Origin of the sequence: Pseudomonas sp. D(2018) (assembly GCF_005502555.1) — a bacterium.
Lineage (GTDB): Bacteria > Pseudomonadota > Gammaproteobacteria > Pseudomonadales > Pseudomonadaceae > Metapseudomonas > Metapseudomonas resinovorans.
The window spans coordinates 131,943-150,928 of sequence record NZ_SCOK01000005.1 but is presented as its reverse complement, the minus strand read 5'-3'; the positions used below and the strand labels follow the sequence as shown (position 1 = coordinate 150,928).

At 56.4% G+C, this 18,986-nt stretch carries 19 protein-coding genes and 1 pseudogene; 7 read left to right on the top strand and 13 right to left on the bottom strand.

Features of this window, described 5'->3' with window-relative positions; translation table 11 throughout:
• Positions 1 to 12 precede the first annotated feature (12 nt).
• Both FFS60_RS06110 and FFS60_RS06105 read left to right on the top strand, forming a co-directional pair.
• A complete protein-coding gene (locus FFS60_RS06110) occupies positions 13 to 354 on the top strand; it encodes a P-II family nitrogen regulator (RefSeq protein ID WP_045733421.1) in 342 nt (113 codons plus the stop codon).
• Between the two features lie 11 nt (positions 355 to 365).
• On the top strand, positions 366 to 3,488 hold the full coding sequence (locus FFS60_RS06105) for an efflux RND transporter permease subunit (protein ID WP_045733420.1): 3,123 nt from the start codon (positions 366 to 368) through the stop codon (positions 3,486 to 3,488).
• 107 nt (positions 3,489 to 3,595) lie between these two features.
• Here FFS60_RS06105 and FFS60_RS06100 read toward each other — a convergent pair whose 3' ends face one another.
• On the bottom strand, positions 3,596 to 4,564 hold the full coding sequence (locus FFS60_RS06100) for an arsenic resistance protein (RefSeq protein ID WP_059392065.1): 969 nt from the start codon (positions 4,562 to 4,564) through the stop codon (positions 3,596 to 3,598).
• A 285-nt stretch (positions 4,565 to 4,849) separates the two neighbouring features.
• Here FFS60_RS06100 and FFS60_RS06095 point away from each other — a divergent pair, with 285 nt between their 5' ends.
• On the top strand, positions 4,850 to 5,830 hold the full coding sequence (locus FFS60_RS06095) for an IS5 family transposase (protein ID WP_137821417.1): 981 nt from the start codon (positions 4,850 to 4,852) through the stop codon (positions 5,828 to 5,830).
• Positions 5,831 to 6,222: 392 nt separating this feature from the next.
• Here the strand turns inward: FFS60_RS06095 and FFS60_RS06090 are convergent, their stop codons facing one another.
• The 6 genes from FFS60_RS06090 to FFS60_RS06065 all read right to left on the bottom strand — a co-directional run bounded on the left by FFS60_RS06090 (position 6,223) and on the right by FFS60_RS06065 (position 11,726).
• Positions 6,223 to 6,501, bottom strand: coding sequence for a hypothetical protein (locus FFS60_RS06090; protein ID WP_224490798.1), 279 nt, complete (start codon positions 6,499 to 6,501; stop codon positions 6,223 to 6,225).
• Between the two features lie 147 nt (positions 6,502 to 6,648).
• The gene (locus tag FFS60_RS06085) at positions 6,649 to 7,974 is read right to left on the bottom strand and encodes an OprD family porin (RefSeq protein WP_026088463.1); all 1,326 of its coding nucleotides are present in this window, start codon (positions 7,972 to 7,974) and stop codon (positions 6,649 to 6,651) included.
• 212 nt (positions 7,975 to 8,186) lie between these two features.
• Positions 8,187 to 8,483, bottom strand: coding sequence for a hypothetical protein (locus FFS60_RS06080; RefSeq protein ID WP_017675706.1), 297 nt, complete (start codon positions 8,481 to 8,483; stop codon positions 8,187 to 8,189).
• A gap of 96 nt (positions 8,484 to 8,579) precedes the next feature.
• A complete protein-coding gene (locus tag FFS60_RS06075) occupies positions 8,580 to 9,056 on the bottom strand; it encodes a hypothetical protein (RefSeq protein WP_017675705.1) in 477 nt (158 codons plus the stop codon).
• A gap of 26 nt (positions 9,057 to 9,082) precedes the next feature.
• Complete coding sequence (locus FFS60_RS06070; protein WP_017675704.1) at positions 9,083 to 9,427, bottom strand: DUF3703 domain-containing protein; 345 nt, start codon at positions 9,425 to 9,427, stop codon at positions 9,083 to 9,085.
• A gap of 16 nt (positions 9,428 to 9,443) precedes the next feature.
• Entirely contained in the window at positions 9,444 to 11,726 is a 2,283-nt protein-coding gene (locus tag FFS60_RS06065) for a heavy metal translocating P-type ATPase (RefSeq protein ID WP_137821438.1), read from the bottom strand.
• Between the two features lie 235 nt (positions 11,727 to 11,961).
• On the opposite strand from FFS60_RS06065, the gene cadR reads away from it, so the two are divergent.
• Positions 11,962 to 12,414, top strand: a complete 453-nt coding sequence (gene cadR / locus FFS60_RS06060) for a Cd(II)/Pb(II)-responsive transcriptional regulator (RefSeq protein ID WP_017675702.1) — start codon at positions 11,962 to 11,964, stop codon at positions 12,412 to 12,414.
• A gap of 82 nt (positions 12,415 to 12,496) precedes the next feature.
• Here cadR and FFS60_RS06055 read toward each other — a convergent pair whose 3' ends face one another.
• The 6 genes and pseudogenes from FFS60_RS06055 to mreA all read right to left on the bottom strand — a co-directional run bounded on the left by FFS60_RS06055 (position 12,497) and on the right by mreA (position 16,994).
• Positions 12,497 to 13,141: a thioredoxin domain-containing protein gene (locus tag FFS60_RS06055; protein ID WP_137821416.1), complete on the bottom strand. Its 645-nt coding sequence runs from the start codon at positions 13,139 to 13,141 to the stop codon at positions 12,497 to 12,499.
• Positions 13,138 to 13,581, bottom strand: a complete 444-nt coding sequence (locus FFS60_RS06050; RefSeq protein WP_137821415.1) for a disulfide bond formation protein B — start codon at positions 13,579 to 13,581, stop codon at positions 13,138 to 13,140. The genes FFS60_RS06055 and FFS60_RS06050 overlap by 4 nt, the downstream gene beginning before the upstream one ends.
• 853 nt (positions 13,582 to 14,434) lie before the next feature.
• A pseudogene (locus FFS60_RS06045) lies at positions 14,435 to 15,089 on the bottom strand (TraX family protein).
• 47 nt (positions 15,090 to 15,136) lie between these two features.
• Positions 15,137 to 15,577, bottom strand: coding sequence for a YqaA family protein (locus FFS60_RS06040; protein ID WP_137821414.1), 441 nt, complete (start codon positions 15,575 to 15,577; stop codon positions 15,137 to 15,139).
• Between the two features lie 3 nt (positions 15,578 to 15,580).
• Complete coding sequence (locus FFS60_RS06035; protein WP_137821413.1) at positions 15,581 to 16,696, bottom strand: nickel/cobalt efflux transporter; 1,116 nt, start codon at positions 16,694 to 16,696, stop codon at positions 15,581 to 15,583.
• A gap of 10 nt (positions 16,697 to 16,706) precedes the next feature.
• On the bottom strand, positions 16,707 to 16,994 hold the full coding sequence (gene mreA, locus FFS60_RS06030; RefSeq protein ID WP_045733414.1) for a metal-sensing transcriptional repressor MreA: 288 nt from the start codon (positions 16,992 to 16,994) through the stop codon (positions 16,707 to 16,709).
• A 118-nt stretch (positions 16,995 to 17,112) separates the two neighbouring features.
• Here mreA and FFS60_RS06025 point away from each other — a divergent pair, with 118 nt between their 5' ends.
• Genes FFS60_RS06025 through FFS60_RS06015 form a run of 3 tightly spaced genes read left to right on the top strand, consistent with a single transcriptional unit; the run spans position 17,113 to position 18,932 of the window.
• On the top strand, positions 17,113 to 17,472 hold the full coding sequence (locus FFS60_RS06025; RefSeq protein WP_137821412.1) for a hypothetical protein: 360 nt from the start codon (positions 17,113 to 17,115) through the stop codon (positions 17,470 to 17,472).
• A 47-nt stretch (positions 17,473 to 17,519) separates the two neighbouring features.
• Complete coding sequence (locus FFS60_RS06020; RefSeq protein WP_137821411.1) at positions 17,520 to 18,257, top strand: HupE/UreJ family protein; 738 nt, start codon at positions 17,520 to 17,522, stop codon at positions 18,255 to 18,257.
• A gap of 12 nt (positions 18,258 to 18,269) precedes the next feature.
• The gene (locus FFS60_RS06015; protein ID WP_137821410.1) at positions 18,270 to 18,932 is read left to right on the top strand and encodes a transmembrane anchor protein; all 663 of its coding nucleotides are present in this window, start codon (positions 18,270 to 18,272) and stop codon (positions 18,930 to 18,932) included.
• The last annotated feature ends 54 nt before the right edge of the window (positions 18,933 to 18,986 follow it).

Here is an 18,986-nt window from a genome sequence, read left to right as displayed (position 1 = left end):
CGGAGTCGAGCTATGAAACAAGTTACAGCTATTTTTCGCCCGATCCGGCTTGAGGCCGTCGAGCAAGCTTTGCATGCACTGCCACACCTGCCTGGATTTACCATCCTGCCCGCCCATGGTCATCCACGTGGCCACGGCAAGGATCACAGCTACATCGCCGACGAGTGGAACCCCGACGCCCATCAGCATCTCGTGCTGCTGGCGTTCTGTTCAGAAGAAGTTGCCGATGAGATCGTCCATGCCATCGAGAAGGCCGCCCACACAGGTGTACCCGGTGATGGAATCGTCGCCGTGGCCCCTTTGACCGACGCATTGCGCATCCGTACTGGAGAGCGCGGTGATGCTGCGCTTTAGGGGAAATTGACATGTACGAACGATTAATTCGCTTCGCCATCGACCAGCGCTGGCTAGTCTTGCTGGCTGTGCTCGGCATGGCAGCGTTGGGTGTTTACAGCTACCAGAAGTTGCCGATTGATGCGGTTCCCGACATCACCAACGTGCAGGTGCAGATCAATACCGAGGCAAAGGGCTACTCGCCACTGGAAACCGAGCAACGCGTGACCTTTCCGATTGAATCGGTAATGGCTGGGCTGCCCAACTTACAGGAAACGCGTTCAATCTCACGTTACGGGTTGTCGCAGGTCACCGTCATTTTCGAAGACGGCACAGACATCTACTTCGCTCGTCAGTTGGTGAATGAGCGGATACAGGAAGCGCGTGGAAATCTACCCAGTGATCTGTCGCCGAGCATGGGGCCAATCGCTTCTGGTCTGGGCGAGATCTACATGTGGACCATCGAGGCGCAAGACGGTGCGAAGAAGCCGGATGGCAGCACCTATACACCGATGGATCTGCGTGAGATTCAGGACTGGATCGTCAAGCCGCAACTGCGAACCGTCAAAGGTGTTACCGAGATCAACACCATTGGCGGTTATGCCAAGGAGTTCCAGGTTTCACCCAAGCCGGAGCGCCTGGTCGCACATGGCCTCAGCCTGCAGGACATTGTGGTTGCGTTGGAGAGCAATAATGCCAACGTTGGTGCGGGCTACATCGAACGCAGCGGCGAGCAGTACCTGATCCGCGCTCCGGGACAAGTCGGCAATATCGCTGACATCGCCAACATCATCATCAAGAACACCGATGGTGTTCCTGTGCGCATCGGTGATGTGGCCGAGGTTGGCCTGGGTAAGGAGCTGCGCACCGGTGCCGCTACTGAGAACGGCCAGGAGGTGGTGCTCGGCACTGCCTTTATGTTGATTGGTGAGAACAGCCGCTATGTATCGCAGGCTGTCGACCAGCGCATAAAGGAGATCAATCGCAACCTGCCGAAAGGAGTCATAGCGAAGACGGTCTATGACCGCACTGTATTGGTCGATAAGGCCATCAATACGGTGAAGAAGAATCTGATCGAAGGCGCTCTGCTGGTTATCGCTATCCTGTTCCTGTTCCTGGGTAACATTCGGGCGGCCCTCATCACCGCAATGGTGATTCCGCTGTCGATGCTGTTCACCTTTACGGGCATGGTCAGCAACAAGGTCAGCGCGAACCTGATGAGCCTTGGCGCACTCGATTTCGGCATCATCATCGATGGTGCCGTGGTGATCGTAGAGAACTGCGTGCGTCGTTTGGCTCACGCCCAGGCCGCAGCAGGCCGAACGTTGACCCGTAATGAGCGCTTCCATGAGGTGTTCGCGGCGTCGAAGGAGGCGCGTCGTCCACTGCTGTTCGGCCAACTGATCATTATGGTGGTGTACCTGCCGATATTTGCGCTGACCGGCGTGGAAGGCAAGATGTTCCACCCAATGGCGTTCACCGTGGTGACAGCCCTGTTCGGAGCCATGATCCTCTCGGTGACATTCGTCCCGGCAGCTGTTGCACTGTTCCTCAATGGCAACGTCAGTGAAAAAGAAAATCGGCTAATGGCCTGGGTCAAGCAAGGCTACGCGCCGTTGCTAGATTGGGTCATGGTCAGCAAGCCGTTAGTGCTGACCATTGCGACAGTCATCATGGTGCTTTCTGGTTTAGCTGCTTCGCGGATGGGCAGTGAGTTCGTGCCGAGCCTGGATGAGGGCGATATCGCTTTGCATGCCCTGCGTATTCCTGGCACTAGCCTTTCGCAAGCAATTGAAATGCAGGTGCAACTCGAACAACGAATCAAATCCTTTGCCGAGGTTGATACGGTGTTCGCCAAGCTTGGAACCGCTGAAGTCGCAACCGATCCAATGCCGCCGAACGTGGCGGACAACTTTGTCATGCTAAAGCCGCGCGACCAGTGGCCCGATCCTGATCGCAGCAAAGCCGATTTGGTTGCGGCGATGCAGGAGGCGGTTGAACAGGTTTCCGGCAACAACTATGAGTTCACTCAGCCCATTCAGATGCGCTTCAACGAGCTGATCTCCGGCGTACGCAGTGACGTCGCAGTGAAAGTGTTTGGCGATGACATGGATGTGATGAACGAGACCGCCGAGCAAATCGCTGAGGTGCTGGAGGGTATTCCAGGAGCAGCTGATGTGAAGGTCGAACAGACCACCGGTCTGCCGATGCTCAGCGTACAAATCGACCGTGAGAAAGCCGCACGATTCGGTTTGAATGTCTCGGAGATTCAGGACGCCATTTCCACCGCCATCGGCGGGCGCGAGGCGGGTGCACTGTTTGAAGGTGACCGGCGTTTCGATATCCAAGTTCGCCTGGCGGACGAGTGGCGCAATGATGTCGACAAGATCCAGCAGCTGCCTATTCGTCTGGCCAATGGCGATGGGCTGGATGGCCCAGGGTTTGTGCGCCTGGCTGATGTGGCGAGCGTGGTGTCCGCACCGGGGCCGAACCAGATCAGCCGTGAAAGTGGCAAGCGTCGCGTGGTGGTCACCGCCAACGTTCGCGGCCGCGATATTGGCTCTTTTGTCGCCGAGGCCGAGAGCAAGATCGCCCTGGCGGTTAGCGTCCCTACAGGCTACTGGACGACCTGGGGCGGCACCTTCGAGCAGCTTCAGTCGGCAGCCAAGCGCCTGCAGATTGTCGTACCGGTCTCGTTGCTGCTGGTGTTCACGCTGCTCTTCATGATGTTCGGCAATGTCAAAGATGGCCTGCTGGTATTCACCGGCGTGCCCTTCGCGCTGACCGGCGGGATCATGGCCTTGTGGCTGCGTGATATTCCGCTCTCGATCTCTGCGGGGGTGGGTTTCATTGCGTTGTCGGGTGTCGCGGTACTCAACGGCCTGGTGATGATTTCCTTTATTCGCAGTTTGCGTGAGAACGGCATGGGGCTGGACGAGGCTATTCGTGAAGGCGCGTTGACTCGTTTGCGGCCGGTGCTGATGACTGCTTTGGTTGCGTCTCTGGGCTTTATTCCAATGGCCACTGCCATCGGTACGGGCGCAGAAGTTCAGCGCCCTCTGGCGACGGTGGTGATTGGCGGAATCCTGTCTTCAACCGTGCTGACGCTGCTGGTTTTGCCATTGCTCTACCGCTTGGCCCATCGTCTGCGCTAAGTTCACAGCGCTATTCGTGTGCAACTGAAAAGCCCCGCTCTTGAGCGGGGCTTTTTGCTTACCGTAAATACCGCTCAATGTGGGCGGTGACTGTGCCTGTGACGTCCTCAGCGGCTTTTTTTACGCCAAATAAGAATCGGAACTGCCCGGATGTAGACAAGCTCACCCACCAACTCAACCAGCGTCTGGGTGATGACCGCTGCGGCTGCAAGCCCCCGTATTTCTTCAGGCAATGCCAGGGCCAGCGGAAGAACCACCAACGAGTTACGTGTGGAGGTACTGAAAGTAACCGCTCTCGCCGTCGAGGCGGGCAGTTTATAAGCTCTTGAAGCCAGTGCGCCCACTACGGGGGCCAAAAGCATGAAACCGATGTACACCGGGATCACCGGTAAAAGCTGGTCGATATCACGAACCACCGGCGAGATTTGCGACCCAACCACCGCAATGAGAACTGCCGCCATCGCAGGGACTGGCATCCATGCCCATACGGTGTTCCAGCGACCTACGAACCGTGAGCGCTTAGCCAAGGCTGCTGTAGCAACCGCGAGCAATAAAGGCACGACAATCAGTGCGAGAAAGGCTTCAGCGAAAGGCGCTATCGAGATAACGACTCGGGATTGCTCCCCTAGCATGAAAGCCAAGTACACAGGCAACAGCACAAGCTGCAACAGCAAGAGGATGGGGGTTGCTGCAAGAATCGCACGCGAGTCGCCTTTGCCAATGTGAGTAAAGACCACCACGTAGTCGATACACGGGGTGAGCAAAACTAGAAGAGCGCCTATTAGGATTGCCGGGTGTTCTGCGAGCCCTCTGGTGAGTGCCCATACCAGCAGTGGAATCAGTACGAAATTGGCGATAAGCAAGGCTGACATGAAGCGTTTGTTGCTAAGACTTTTGCGGAGATCAAGAAAGGGAATTTGCAGAAACATCGCGTACATCAGCACGGCGATAGTCGGGGTCACTAATGCGTTCAGGCTCTGCGCCGCTGCAGTAGCTATTAACCCACCGATTGCCGCTGCAATGACCGCGACGAAATAGATCGGTATCTGGTTTTGTTCAAGTGCATCCCTACTCATAGCATCCTCAAGGATGAAAAACGTCAGCTTACATGAGGAAGCGAAAAGCGTGGCGATCCTCTTGGATGGCTTGAATCATGAAAGATTGAGATGGGCACGGCGTCTGGCTATTGAGTGGGTATCTGCTGACGGTGCAAGGGCGCGGTATTCAAATGACACCGTGTTCTAGCATCGGGGTGATAGCCGAGTGCCTTTGCAGATATCAGGCAGATCAATCTAAGGAAATTCTGAAGAAGACTTCCTGATTTTGGCAAAATGCCCGGATTCCACCCGCCGAGTTTTCCGATGAAGCAGATGACCTTCGCCGACGCCGAGTACGCAGGCAAGCGCAAGCAGACCCGCAAGGAGTTGTTCCTGATCGAGATGGATCGGGTGGTGCCGTGGAAGGGTTTGGTCGCTCTGATCGACCCGCATTATCCCAAGGGTGAAGGCGGTCGTCCGGCCTATCCGCTGATGGCGATGCTGCGCGTACATCTGATGCAGAACTGGTTCGGCTACAGCGATCCAGCGATGGAGGAAGCGCTGTACGAGACCACCATTCTGCGCCAGTTCGCGGGGCTTAGCCTTGAGCGCATTCCCGACGAAACCACGATCCTCAACTTCCGTCGCTTGCTGGAGAAACACGAACTGGCTGCCGGCATCCTGGCCGTGATCAATGGCTACCTGGGCGACCGGGGTTTGTCGTTGCGCCAAGGCACCATCGTCGATGCCACGCTGATCAATGCGCCAAGTTCGACCAAAAACAAGGATGGCAAACGCGATCCGGAAATGCACCAGACCAAGAAGGGCAACCAGTACTACTTCGGCATGAAGGCGCATATAGGCGTTGATGACGAGTCCGGCCTGGTGCACAGCGTGGTGGGAACGGCAGCCAACGTTGCAGACGTTACCCAGGTCGACAAACTGCTGCACGGCGAGGAAAACATGGTGGGGGCCGATGCGGGTTATACCGGCGTGGAGAAGCGCCCGGAACATGAAGGCCGTGAGGTGATCTGGCAGATCGCGGCCCGTCGTAGTACGTACAAGAAGCTGAGTAAGCGCAGCGCGCTGTACAAAGCCAAGCGCAAGATCGAGAAAGCCAAGGCCCAGGTGCGTGCCAAGGTCGAGCATCCGTTCCGGGTGATCAAGCGCCAGTTCGGCTATGTGAAGACACGCTTCCGAGGCCTGGCGAAGAACACGGCACAGTTGGTGACATTGTTCGCGCTGTCGAACCTGTGGATGGTGCGCCGGCATTTGCTGACGAATGTGGGAGAGGTGCGCCTGTAATGTGGGAAAAGGCCGCTGCGAGGTTATCGCGGCGGCCAGAAACACTGAAATGAGCGGGTGATCTGATCGTTTTTGATTGGTTTGCCGCTTTCAAAATCGGCGGGGGCTGAAGTCGGCCCGAAATACATGGCTACTTCAGAGCATCCCTAAAGGCCTTCACCGGTATCATTTTGCCCTTCTTGCTACACGCTGACAGCGATGGCTTGTTGCAGATATGAATGACTTGCGGAAGAGAAGAGTTAGTTGTCTAGCTTGGAGGTTTAAACTCCCAGTGAATCTTTCTTATTATTAAAGATTAAATAAAAAAAGCGCCCCGAAGGGCGCTTAGGGTACACCTCTTTCCAAAGGAGCTCGGGAGCTTCTAGAGGTGAACATCGTTCGGAAGTGAGCGGTTAGTCAGCGTTGGTTTCTTTTTTAAGATCGGTATTGGTCCGATCTTGGTTGCTGGTCTTAACCTTTAGTTCGTCCGCCGGTTTGGCAGCAGGCTCAGTTCCGTGAATTCGTTTTTGATCTGCTCGAAATTTTGCCTGAGCTTTCATTGAGCGATCATAGCCATCTTCTGCATAAGACTGTGTGGAGCCGACAAGAAGTACTGATCCAATAACTAGGGCTTTCAACATCTTCATAAGGCAGGCCTCGTAAAATTCAATTATTAGCTTGTCGAGGTTCATGGACAAGTTCTGCAAGTTCGAGTGAATTTTACGGAGGTGAAGCTAACAGCAGCGTGAGCCCAACATTACATTCTTGAAATCTAATAACTGCCTATCTTGTTATGCATGAGCGGGCAGTGCTTTTAGAGCCCGCCCGCCCATCCATTTTTAGAGCACGCTCAGTGGGTACTCGACGATCAGACGAACCTCGTCCAGATCCGACTCGTAATCCGTTGCGCGGGTAGTCATCTGGCGAACACGGAAGGACATCTCTTTCAGTGAGCCCGTTTGGACGACGTACTTGGCTTCGATGTTGCGTTCCCAGCGCTTCTGGTCAGTCAGCGGGTTGCCATCGGCATCACGACGCATATACACACTGTTGGCGTCGGAATAGTCCGCATCTGTACCCAGCGCATAGCGCGTCATGAAGGTCAGTCCAGGAACGCCATAGCTGGCCATATCTAGGTCGTAGCGCAGCATCCAGGACTTCTCTTTCGGCGAGTTGAAGTCGCTGTACTGAATAGAGTTGTCGAGGAAGATGGAATCAGACTGGCGCAGGTAGTCGAAATCATCGTCGCCGTTGTTGCGCTGGTGCGACAGGGCAACGCTGTGTGCACCGAACTGCACACCCACTTTGCCGCTGTAAATGTCGTTATCGAACTCACCCAACAGCTGCTGGCCGTCATCAACAGCTTTGTAGTAGTTCAAGCCACCGAACAAGGAAACACTGTCGGTCAGCGGGTAGGTGAAGGACGTACCGGCATAGTGCTGCTTCCAAGCATCCTTGAGTTGGCTGCTATAGAGACTAAAGCTCAGGTTGTCATTTAGCGAATAGTCACCGCCGAAATAGGCAACCCATGGAGACGCGACAGAGCCCGCATAGAAGGTTGCGAACTCATCACGCATGGTGCTGACCTGCGGCTGGCTCATGGCATGCAGGCGGCCACCCTGAAGGGTCAAACCATCAAAGCTTGTGTTCTCAACCGTAACGCCGCGAAAGCTTTCCGGTAGCAGGCGGGAGTCACCGTAGTGAACCACCGGCGTCATGGGGAACACATCACCCACTTTGACAACGGTGTCGAATAGCCGGGCTTTTACTGCACCACCCACTTTGGAGTAGTTATCTTCGGCTTCACCATCACTATTTACCGGCAGCAGATTAACAGTACCACCTGGGCCATATCGACCATCCCCGGTATCCAGTTTAAGGCCGAGCATGGCGAAGGCATCAATACCAAAGCCTACGGTGCCTTGGGTAAAGCCCGACTCGAACTGGCCAATGATCCCGTGTGCCCAAGCTTCAGTATAACCATTGTCAGTGTTGCTCGACTGACCTTTACGAAAGTCACGATTCATGTAGAAGTTACGGTTGAGAATATTGAAACTGCTACCTTCTACAAAACCTTCGGCTTGCTCTTCTGCGGCCGCCATGAGCGGAGCTGCACTGACAATCGCCGAAAATACTGCAAGGGATAGTTTGGTTTTATTAAGCACTTATTGCTCCTTTATAATTGGCAGTTATTAGTCTAGTTTTCGCCATGGCGTTCTTATAGGTATTGCACCCTCAAGCGCTCTGCGCCTTTGGGGAGCTGAGCCCTATCCTTGCAAGCTGAAGATAACTTGAAGATGATTGGAAAATTACAATTCTGTAATCTTCACAAGGCGGCAATGAAAGTTGTCTTAAAGCGACATTTGAATTCAGATTTTCAATAGAATCCGACGGGTAGGTCGAGAGAGCTCCAGCCTTGATCAGGCCGAATGTTCATGACTGCCAGCTCATAGGACGGTGCACTCAGATAGATCGATAGCGCCGGGCTGATGTGACAAGCCGGCTGGGGGTGACGCCGGTTGATCTTGTTTGGATGCTCGTAAGCGTCCACCCGAATCACCTTGCGTGATTCGGGCATGCTGCTCACTCCCGCCGTGTAAGCCAGCATTTCGCTGACGAGCTGGAGCTGGCAGGCGCACTGCGTATATTCCAGCTCATGGCAGTAATGGTGCATGAAACTGTGACCGCATGGGTGTGAATAGCCATGGGCTCAGCGCTTACCAGACGAAGAGTTGGTTGATGCGACCAAGAACCTAGCAAGGTGCGATTACTACAGCGGCTGAGAGTTTCCGTAGTTAAAGCCATTTGCCGCCAAGGTTGCCCAGCGGCGCTGACGGTGGGCGTAGAACAGGCGCGCAAATAGCCAGACGAACGGAGTGAGGACGCCCGCCTTGATGGTCACGCTATCTCGGTAAAGCGTTCCGCCGTTGACCTCTTGTGCCGTAATGAGGTGATCCCACTTGCTGATCAGCGGGCTGTAGCCGTTGTCTCTTAGCATGAAAATCTGAGCATTTTCCGTCTGCGGGTATGTAATCACAATCGCCTGACGGCCAATGGGAAGTACGCCGAATAACTTCAGCTTGACCCAGTAAGTGCCCTCGCTCCAGGTGCCAGGAAACTCAACGGGAGTCAGCGGGCTGAAACTCAGCAACGGTGATGCAACCTGATGCAGCAGACGTGGCGTGCGCACCTGGGCGATCACCTCTGCCAGTGAGCATGGCAGCTGGGTAGAGATATCAATTTGCATGGGCGCAATCACCGACCGGATTGAGTTTACTTGTCATCGGCAAGCAAGGTCTGTGGTTCTTCGGGAACCGGCATGGGCTTGAAAGCACTGACCCTGGAGCGGCCTGTATTGCCGATAGGCACCCAGATTTTGGAGAACAGCAGGGCCGCGAAAATACGTGGTAGTTGCCCCGCGACCTCGCGGTAATCGCCGGTCTGCCAGCCGAGCACAAGCATCAGCCAGTGTGACCCAGCATGCAGCACGGGTTGGCGTTGGGTCAGGATGTGCGCGCGCTCTAACCATTGAAAGGCATCTGCGCTGCGCTGTTCCTGCATGGCCTGCCGGGCCTGCTGAAAGGCTTGTTCAATTGCGAGTTGCAATGCTGCTTTCATCTTCAATCCTCCGATCCTACTTTTTAAGCAGGCGCAGGCCGTTGAACACCACCAGCAGGCTGACGCCCATGTCGGCAAAGACGGCCATCCACATCGTCGCCTGCCCCGTTAGGGTAATGGCGAGAAACAGGGCCTTGATCCCTAACGCCAGCACGATGTTCTGCTTGAGGATGACGGCGGTCTGTTGAGACAGGCGGATGAAGGCCGGGATCTTGCGCAGGTCGTCATCCATCAAGGCCACATCCGCAGTTTCGATGGCCGTGTCCGTGCCGGCGGCGGCCATGGCGAAACCGATTTCAGACTTCGCCAGCGCCGGCGCATCGTTGATGCCATCGCCGACCATCCCTACAACGTAGCCGCGCGCCTGCAATGCTTCAATGGCCTGCAATTTGTCGACTGGCAGTAGGTTGCCGCGTGCCTCGTCGATGCCTACCTGCTGTGCAATCGCATCTGCGGTGTGCGGGTTATCGCCGGTCAGCATTGTGGTCTTCACGCCAAGCGCATGAAGCTCCTCAATTGCCTGGCGGCTGGAGCCCTTGACGGTATCGGCAACGGCGAACAGGGCAATGGCACGCTGCGGATTGCACAGCACCACCACTGTTTTACCTTGGCGTTCGAGACGCTCCAGCGTCGCTTCCAGCTCGGGTGAGCAGAGGCCAAGCTCTTCCACCAGGCGGTGGTTACCCAGGTGGAAATCTATGCCTTCGATGGTGCCTCGAACACCTCGACCCAGTAGGGCTTCGAATCCCTCAACGGCAGCAAACGTCAGGCCATTCTCAGTGGCATGCGTGGCTATTGCCTGCGAAACCGGGTGGTCAGAGCGACTGGCGAGGCTGGCAGCATGAGTACGGTAGAGTTCTGAATCCTGTTCAACCAACGGCATGTAATCGGTCTGTACCGGCTTGCCATGAGTAATGGTTCCGGTTTTGTCGAGTGCCAGGAAGCCAAGCTTGCCACCGATTTCCAGATAGACGCCGCCTTTGACCAAAATGCCTTTACGCGCCGCCGCTGCCAGGCCACTGACAATGGTGACGGGCGTCGAGATGACCAAGGCGCAAGGGCAGGCGACCACCAGCAGCACCAAGGCACGGTAGATCCAGTCGTACCAGGGCTCGGCCATGAAGAGTGGCGGCACAATGGCGATAGCTAGGGCGAATAGGAATACGACAGGGGTGTATACCTTGGCGAATTGATCGACAAAGCGCTGGGTCGGCGCACGTGACCCCTGCGCCTCTTCGACCGCGTGAATGATACGTGCCAGCGTGGTGTTGGCAGCGGCGGCTAGGACGCGGTACTCCAGGGAGCCGGCTTCGTTGATGGTTCCTGCAAAAACCGGGTCGCCAATGATTTTCTCTACGGGCAGGCTTTCCCCCGTGATGGGCGCTTGGTTGATGGTGGAGTTGCCGGAAGTAACCTCGCCGTCGAGACCGATTCGTTCGCCAGGTCGAACCCTGACCAATGCGCCTACGGCGATGGTCTTAACGTCAACGTCCAGCCATGTGCCATCGACCTGCTGCACCGTGGCGCGCTCAGGGGTCAGATCCATCAGGCCACGGATGGCATTGCGAGCCCGATCCAGCGACTTCGCTTCGATCAACTCGGCGACAGAAAAGAGGAACATGACCATGGCCGCTTCTGGCCATTGCCCAATCAGCACCGCACCGGTCACCGCGATACTCATCAGCGCATTGATGTTCAGGTTGCGGTTCTTCAGCGCGATCCAGCCCTTTTTATAGGTCGTTAGGCCGCACAGCAGAATGGCGAGCAGCGCCACGCCAGCCACAACCCACTCTGGCGCAAGCTCGGCAAAGTGGATCACTTCCGCCGATACGGCGGCCACGCCCGAGAGCGCCAAGGGCCACCAGGCTTTCTTGTGCGGGGTGCCTTGTGCTTCTTCGCTTGCTGTTGCTGAACCCTCAACCACTGGCGTGAAACCAAGCTCGCGAATCGCTGCCAGTGCTGCTGGCAGCGCTTCTGCTGTGTGGCTGAGCGTCAGTACACGTTGAAGCAGGTTGAACTCCAATGCACTGATGCCGGGTAGCGAGGTCAGCTTGTCGCGGATGAGCTTTTCTTCAGTTGGGCAGTCCATCTGTTCGATTTTGATGCGGGCTTGCCCTTCAGCAGATAGCGGTTCTGCCTGCATTCCCAGGGACGAGATCGCCGCTTCGATAGGCGCGGTCGAAGGCAAGCTGTGCCATACCCCAAGAATCCGATTGATCAGGTTGAAGTCGAGCTTATCTATGCCTGCCAGCTTGCTCAGCTTGTCCTGAATCAGCGACTGTTCGGTAGGGCAGTCCATTTGTTCAATACGGAAACTGCTGAGCCTGGAGCCAACCATGGCATTTACCGTTGTAGTTGCCGTGGCCGAGCACTTAAACGCGCCGCTGGGGTCACAGCAGACATCCTTTGAAACCGCTTCAGGTTTTTGTTCATCACTGCAGCAACCAGCCATGGGGGTATCCTTATTGGTCAGTGCTGTAGAGTGAACACCCTGAAGCCACTACAGGGTCAAGAGTTTGTAGAAGGGGTATTTCATGAAAATTGGAGAGCTGGCCAAGCTTGCCGATTGCCAGGTTGAAACGGTTCGCTATTACGAGCGTGAAGGGCTGTTGCCGACACCGGCTCGCAGCGAGGGCAATTATCGTCTTTACAGCAGTGAGCATCTTGAGAGGCTTACGTTTATTCGTAATTGCCGAACACTGGACATGACCCTGGACGAGATCAGAAGCTTGTTGGCGCTGATGGATCGGCCAGAGGGGAACTGTGAGGGTGTGAATAGCTTAGTGGATGAGCACATCGAGCATGTGCAAGCGCGAGTGACCAGCCTGCTGGCACTGCAACAACAGCTGGTTGAGTTACGCCACCGTTGCGCCTCTGAGCGGGGTGTAGACGAGTGTGGAATTCTTCAGCGGCTGAACACCACTGGCGGAGTCAGTGCACTTCCAGATGATGGCCATACCCACGTTGGGAAAAGCCATCGCCACTAAACAATGCGCCACCGCCTGCAGTACTCGGCACGAGACATTGCAGGCGGTGGTGCGGGTTCGTTTGTTTACAAACTGCAAGCGCTTATTTGCTTTGTTCGATTTCAGCTTTAACCAGATCAATCAGTGGCTGTGCACCAAAGCTCAGGAGCGGCTTGCCATTCACAAAGAACGTGGGCGTCTGGCGCACGGCAGCAGCTTGGGCATCCTGGGCGTCTGTTTTAAGCGTTTCGGTGATATCGGTAGCCATCATCTCTGCGCGGGCCTTTTCCACATCTAAGCCTGCAGCTTCAGCAGCCTCCCAGGCTTTGAGCACCTGAGGGTCACTGTGCCATTGCGGTTGAGCCGCGATGATTGCCTCCAGAACCGGCTCATAGACCCCCTGCTTACGCGCAGTTTCAAGGATTCTTGCCGCTGTTTCAGAGCCTTCATGGAAGAGGACGTAACGCAGCACCAAGCGCACATCTTTCGGGTTCTCAGCCAGGATCTGCTTAACCAGTGGAAAGAAGGCACGGCAGGCTTCGCAGGACGGATCGAAGAACTCAACAATGGTTACTGGCGCATTAGCGGCACCGATAACTGGCGAATGGAAGCGCACCAAGGAGCTGGTTGCCGGGGCCGCTGGCGGAGTTTCTTCGCTTGCCGAATATCGATCATAAACGAATGCCGCAGCAGCGAAGCCGAGCGCAGTAAGAATGCTGATGACGAGGACGATTGCACGTCTGCTCATAGGGAAGACCTCCGGCGGATGAGAACAAGAAGAACAGCGATAAGGGTGAATGCACCCAGCGAAAGCAGTGGCAGCGGTATGCTGCCGAAAATCATCATGTCAGCGCTGGAGCATGATGGTCCTGCACCACAGGGCTTGATGCTCTCCGGGATGATCCCGAGGTAGAGCAGGCTGTGGTAAAGCGCGATGAGCCAACCCACGACGGTAACTGGCAACGCATAGCGCCAGACGCCGAAATCTGAGATGTAGCAACCAGCGGCCAGAATCACGACCAGTGGGAACATGAATGCGCGCTGGAACCAGCAGAGAACGCAGGGTGTTTTCCCCATGACCTCGCCGATGAACAGCGCGGCTAAAGTTGAAACAAGCGCAATACCCCAGGCCATAAGTAGCAGGCCCCAGGGGTTGATAGCGCGAGTGTTTGTCTCTGCTTCCTTCATGGTTGATACCTGCCCTCGACTGAGGTGGATGGCGCGGAAACTAGCTTTGGCGCGATACCGCTTGTGGTGACGTCTTGAGCCCGTGCATCTGCCATGCCCATAACCATCAACGAGATGGCGAACAGCGATAAGAGCGCCGGGCGGCGTAGGTGCACGGACAGAGCCACGAACCCGCGAGGAGAAAGCGATTGCATAAGTTGATCCTGGATTGCAGTGGTCTTTGGCCGCAATGCGGTTTTGTCTAGATCACGCGTCTGGATCGTGGAGGGCGCTCAATCAGGTAGATAGGGCGAACTGGCGTAGCTTGATCCGAAATAGCCGCAAGTGCGTTGTTTTCTGCTTGGGCAGGCAGGGTAAGCAACGGCCCGAGGTAAGGGGTTTCATGCACATGGTCAGCAGTCACCGGCGAGTGCCGATGATCTTCACACCATGAGCAAGAGGGGGCTGTATCTGTGGACAAACTACTGTGCGTGGATTCGCTTTTGAATCCCGCTTGCGGCTCTGTACCCGTCAACAAGGAAGATGTATGCCAGACCATGACCAGCAGTAATGCCAGGCTCAGTGCAAGTACTGCTTGAGTTGTAATAGTACGGCTGGGCATCGTTGATGTCGGTAGGCATTAAGTGGGGGAGGGAGGTTTGATCCTAGCCTCATTGAAAATACGGTCGTCGTACGAATTGTCCCGCATGAGATCACTCTCAGGTGGGCGGCACAAGCACCATAGGCATCGCATAACCTTTTAAAAGGTGACGCGCCCAAAGGGCTAATTACACAGTGCACGGCGGCTGTTAACGATGGTTCCTTGCTGATTATATGGAGTGAGCAAGCAGGCTTTGAAGAAGGAAAACCCACACTAGCTGAGCGTGCGGATCAGGTGCAGTGCTACTAGATGACTAGGGTAGAACCAGTAGCCCCAGCGCTTGACCGGCCAGATCCTGAAATGGCGCGTTCGGCGCAGTAGCCATAGCCCAATTAAGGGCGCCGCGAACGCTGTGGCCAGGATCAGCAACGTATAGGGCTGCAACTCCCACTCCGCGAGCCAGCGGTTACGGCTGTTGGCCAGTACGCAAAGTGCGGCTGGCAATAGCCAAACCAGACCAGGGCGTTGCATGGCCAGCAACAATGCTGCCGGCAACAGCGCACCGAAAATCCCGTACATCAGGCGTTCTTGAATCAGCACTGCCAGGCTCACTCCGGCCAGAGCCAGAATAAGGCCATCGCGGCCACGATGGTGTGCGCCCCAGACGATAAGCAGGCCCAGCAGCAGCGAGGGCCGTGCTACTGTCGCTGGAAAGCAGGCGATAGGGCAACTCCGAGATCACGGCAAACGCAACCATCCAGCCCAAATAACGAACGTTGTCATCGGTGTACAGTGCTCCCGATTGCGAGCGCGCCACATTGGCTGCAATGCCCAGGCAGAACAGCGGGAACGCTAAACGACCGACGATAAACAGCCATTCGGCTTCAGGCCAAACGTAGCGCAAGTGATCCAGCAGCATCGTCAGCATCGCCAGCCACTTGATCAGATCCAGGTTGGCGTCGCGTGCATGCGGGCTCACCCGAACCACCCAAGCGTCAGCGCAGCCAGCAGCAGGTAGCGAGTGGCCTTGGCCAGCGTCACGACTAACAGGAAGCTCCAGAACGGTTCGCGCATGACACCGGCTACCACGGTAAGTGGATCACCAATGATCGGTACCCAACTGAGCAGCAGCGACCAGCGACCGAAGCGGTGATACGCCTGCTGGACCCTTTCCAGCTTGCCTTCGCTGACGGGAAACCAGCGCTTGTGCCGGTAGTGCTCGATGGAGCGACCCAGCAGCCAGTTCAGCACCGAGCCCAGCACATTGCCCGTGGTGGCCACCGCCAGTAGTGTCCATGCTGTATAGCGGTCAGTCAGCAGCAACCTGACCAGTACCGCCTCCGACTGCATGGGCAGCAGCGTGGCGGCACCGAAGGCTGTGAGGAACAGACCGAAATAACCGGATAACTCCCACATCGGCTAGGCGTTCAGGCCGATCCAACCGTGGAAACCGACGTAAATCCCCACGCCGATGATCAGCAAGCTGGACAGGTAAGGGGCGCGACGCGCTACAGCGCCAAGCCACGGCCAGCGACTGGAGGCTTGGCGAGCGCCGATAGCGGCGGCAGCGCCAACGGTGACCAGAGTGATGGCCAAACCAATGCTGAAGCACAACACCAGTACGGCTCCCAGCGCAACTTCCTTCACTTGCAGGCAGAGCAGCAGCACGGTGATTGCGGCCGGACACGGAATCAGCCCTCCCGTTAGGCCGAACATGATGATCTGACTGGTGGTGACGTTAAGGCTGCTGAAGCGTTTGCGGATGTCGTTGGCGTGCGCCCGTTCATGGGCATCTTGATAGCCCTCCAGCGACAGTTCCAGTTCCTCCTGCTCAGCATGCTCATGACCGTGGCTGTGCTCGCGGAACTCCAGGTCATAGTCGTGGGAATGACCGGTATGGCCCAGGCTAAGCCGTGCAGTGAAGTCATGGGGCTCAGGAATCTCGACCAGTGATTCCAGATAGCCTCCTCGGTCTACGAACCAGAATTGTTCGGTCTGGCCATCGGGCCGGGTAGCCAGCAGGCTCACTTCAATAGCCGACCAGGTATGGCCACTCAAGGACTTCAGCCGCCAGCGTGGTGGAACTCCTTCTTCAAAGATCGACAGCTCGATACACCCATGCCCGGTATCGATGCGATGGGTTTCATCGTGTTGGTGATGGTCATTGCCCTCCTCGAAGCGCCACATCTGCTCGCCACGCCAAGTGCGCCAAAGCATCCACAAGGCGATAGTGATAATGATCGCTGCGGACGCGAGCTGGAAATAAGGCTCGGTGGTTTCGGCATCCAGGCCTTGTCCTAGGTACATGCCAGCCATGGCCACTAGCCAGACCACGGCTGTGTGCGAAAGCGTTGCAGCAAGACCCAGCAGAATGGCCTGCTTCACCGAGCCACGAATGGCCACGATAAATGCCGCCATCATGGTTTTTGAATGCCCTGGCTCCAGGCCATGCAAGGCACCGAGCAAGATGGCACTAGGGAAATACAGCCAGGCCTGCGAGGCCCCCTGTTGCAGCAGTTCGGCGAAGCTCGACATGGGAAGAGGCCTAGAGGTACTTGGTGATTTGCTTGAAGTCTTCGAGTGATGCGCGCTCGCCTATTGCAAGTGCTTCGACCGTGTGTTCCAGGCAGTGGTCGATATGGTCTTGGATCAGCACACGCTTGGCCTGGCAGACGGCTTTCTCTACGGCATGCAACTGCTGAGCGATGTCGACGCAGGCACGGCTGTCTTCGATCATGGTGACGATGCTGCGCAGGTGGCCCTCCGCACGCTTCAACCTTTTGATGATGTCGCCATGACTTTGGTGCTGGTGGCCGTGTTCGTGATCGCTCATACCTTGAGTCTCGTGCGTCGATGAATTACGCTCGCATGCTATCCCCCTGGGGGGGATATGGTCAAACCGACCACCCCTCCAGAAAAGCCACCCGCTTAGGCATCGAAAGAACCACAACATGCTCACCAATCCCATCAGCACCAAGGTGATTTTTGCCCTTGCTCTCGCCATATTGATGGCTTGGGCTGGACATACCTCTGCGCTGTTTATGGGATCGAGCCAGCCTTCCTTGAGTGGCAATGACGGTGCTCATTCGCATGCGCATGGTGACGAGACGCTGGCCTGTGCTGCGTACGGTGATCACTGCCACTCGCCGCTGACCGCCGACCATCTACATGAAACACCACACCTGACTGCGCTGCTGAGCATCAGCACGCTGCCAGAACGTGCGCAGCCGATACCCGCCCCTCGCTACTCCATTCCTCCAAGCCCGATCTTCCTGATCGAGCGGCCACCGCGCGCCACATTTGTGCTCTGACACAGGCCGCTGTGCGGCCCAAGACCCCTTTAATTTAGGACTCAACCATGCAATCGCTATCTATGGGCGCAATGGACGCATCTGTCGTGCGCCCGAATCGCTCGTTACTACTGTTGCTGCTGTTCACGGCATTGCTGTTTCTCGGCATGCCTGACGCACTGGCCCACGCTGTCGCCGAGGGCGACAAGGGCTTTATCCAGGAAAGCTCCGGGGTGATGGTGCTGCCGTTCATCTACATGGGCGCTAAGCACATGATCACCGGCTACGACCACCTGCTGTTCCTCTTCGGGGTGATCTTCTTTCTCTACCGCCTGAAGGACGTGGGGCTCTACGTCACCCTGTTCGCCCTGGGTCACACCGTGACGCTGCTATTGGGCGTACTGGCGGAAATCAACATCAGCTCCTATGTGATCGACGCCATCATCGGTTTCTCGGTGGTGTACAAGGCGCTGGATAACCTGGGCGCATTCCAGCGCTGGTTCGGCCATCAGCCGAACACCAAAGCGGCCACGCTGATTTTCGGCCTGCTGCATGGTTTTGGTCTGGCGACCAAGATTCAGGAATACGAGATCTCGGCAGATGGCCTGATCACCAACCTGATCGCCTTCAACGTCGGCGTCGAAATCGGTCAGCTCCTGGCCCTGGGCGCAATTTTGATTGTCATGGGCTACTGGCGACGTACCGCCAGCTTCTGGCGTCATGCCTACACCGCCAACGTCGCCATGATGAGCGCCGGTTTCCTCTTGATGGGTTACCAGCTCACCGGCCTGATCGTCTCTCAGTAAGGAATTCTCAGCATGTTCAATACCAAACTCCCGACCCAAAGCGAATTGCCGACCAGCCGCCAACTGCTGCGCTCCACTGTGATCGCCGTGGGTGTTGCCGCTGCCTTACTGGTCACCGTGGTGATGCCTTCGGAGTACGCCATCGACCCGACGGGCGTTGGTCGCGTACTCGGCCTGACCCAGATGGGCGAAATGAAGATAACCCTGGCCGAAGAAGCGGCAGCGGATGCATCGGTTCAGCCAGCGGCGGCTCCCGTAGCTCAAGCTCCTGTACCTGTTCAGCCAGTAGTTCAAGAGCCTGTTGCAGCAGCATCTGTGGCCGAACCAGTAGCTGAGCCGCAGCCAGCCCTGAAGTCTGACGAGATAACCGTCACCCTGAAGCCAGGTGAGGCCAGTGAAATCAAGCTGGAGATGCTGAACAAGGCCACGGTCAGCTACGAGTGGACGACCAATGGTGTTCCGGTCAACCACGACACCCATGGCGAACCCTACAACGGCCCAAAGGGCTACTACCACAGCTATAGCAAGGGTAAGCAGATCAAGGGCGACAAGGGTGAATTCACCGCCATCTTCGACGGTACACACGGCTGGTTCTGGCGCAACCGCAGCAACCGCGACGTGACCATCACGCTGAAGACCAAGGGCGATTACCTGAGCGTTAAACGCGTGATTTAAGACAGATAAGCCCCTTCGTCATATGGCGGAGGGGCTCACCTGAACATTCAGAGC

What these genes read in the sequence shown, in the direction of transcription:
- FFS60_RS06020 (WP_137821411.1), top strand. Translation starts at nt 17,520, where the DNA reads ATGCAATCGCTATCTATGGGCGCAATGGACGCATCTGTCGTGCGCCCG.
- FFS60_RS06080 (WP_017675706.1), bottom strand. Translation starts at nt 8,483, where the DNA reads ATGCACCATTACTGCCATGAGCTGGAATATACGCAGTGCGCCTGCCAG.
- FFS60_RS06100 (WP_059392065.1), bottom strand. Translation starts at nt 4,564, where the DNA reads ATGAGTAGGGATGCACTTGAACAAAACCAGATACCGATCTATTTCGTC.
- FFS60_RS06055 (WP_137821416.1), bottom strand. Translation starts at nt 13,141, where the DNA reads ATGAGCAGACGTGCAATCGTCCTCGTCATCAGCATTCTTACTGCGCTC.
- FFS60_RS06065 (WP_137821438.1), bottom strand. Translation starts at nt 11,726, where the DNA reads ATGGACTGCCCTACCGAACAGTCGCTGATTCAGGACAAGCTGAGCAAG.
- FFS60_RS06105 (WP_045733420.1), top strand. Translation starts at nt 366, where the DNA reads ATGTACGAACGATTAATTCGCTTCGCCATCGACCAGCGCTGGCTAGTC.
- FFS60_RS06035 (WP_137821413.1), bottom strand. Translation starts at nt 16,696, where the DNA reads ATGTCGAGCTTCGCCGAACTGCTGCAACAGGGGGCCTCGCAGGCCTGG.
- FFS60_RS06090 (WP_224490798.1), bottom strand. Translation starts at nt 6,501, where the DNA reads ATGAACCTCGACAAGCTAATAATTGAATTTTACGAGGCCTGCCTTATG.
- cadR (WP_017675702.1), top strand. Translation starts at nt 11,962, where the DNA reads ATGAAAATTGGAGAGCTGGCCAAGCTTGCCGATTGCCAGGTTGAAACG.
- FFS60_RS06025 (WP_137821412.1), top strand. Translation starts at nt 17,113, where the DNA reads ATGCTCACCAATCCCATCAGCACCAAGGTGATTTTTGCCCTTGCTCTC.
- mreA (WP_045733414.1), bottom strand. Translation starts at nt 16,994, where the DNA reads ATGAGCGATCACGAACACGGCCACCAGCACCAAAGTCATGGCGACATC.
- FFS60_RS06075 (WP_017675705.1), bottom strand. Translation starts at nt 9,056, where the DNA reads ATGCAAATTGATATCTCTACCCAGCTGCCATGCTCACTGGCAGAGGTG.
- FFS60_RS06050 (WP_137821415.1), bottom strand. Translation starts at nt 13,581, where the DNA reads ATGAAGGAAGCAGAGACAAACACTCGCGCTATCAACCCCTGGGGCCTG.
- FFS60_RS06070 (WP_017675704.1), bottom strand. Translation starts at nt 9,427, where the DNA reads ATGAAAGCAGCATTGCAACTCGCAATTGAACAAGCCTTTCAGCAGGCC.
- FFS60_RS06040 (WP_137821414.1), bottom strand. Translation starts at nt 15,577, where the DNA reads ATGTGGGAGTTATCCGGTTATTTCGGTCTGTTCCTCACAGCCTTCGGT.
- FFS60_RS06110 (WP_045733421.1), top strand. Translation starts at nt 13, where the DNA reads ATGAAACAAGTTACAGCTATTTTTCGCCCGATCCGGCTTGAGGCCGTC.
- FFS60_RS06015 (WP_137821410.1), top strand. Translation starts at nt 18,270, where the DNA reads ATGTTCAATACCAAACTCCCGACCCAAAGCGAATTGCCGACCAGCCGC.
- FFS60_RS06095 (WP_137821417.1), top strand. Translation starts at nt 4,850, where the DNA reads ATGAAGCAGATGACCTTCGCCGACGCCGAGTACGCAGGCAAGCGCAAG.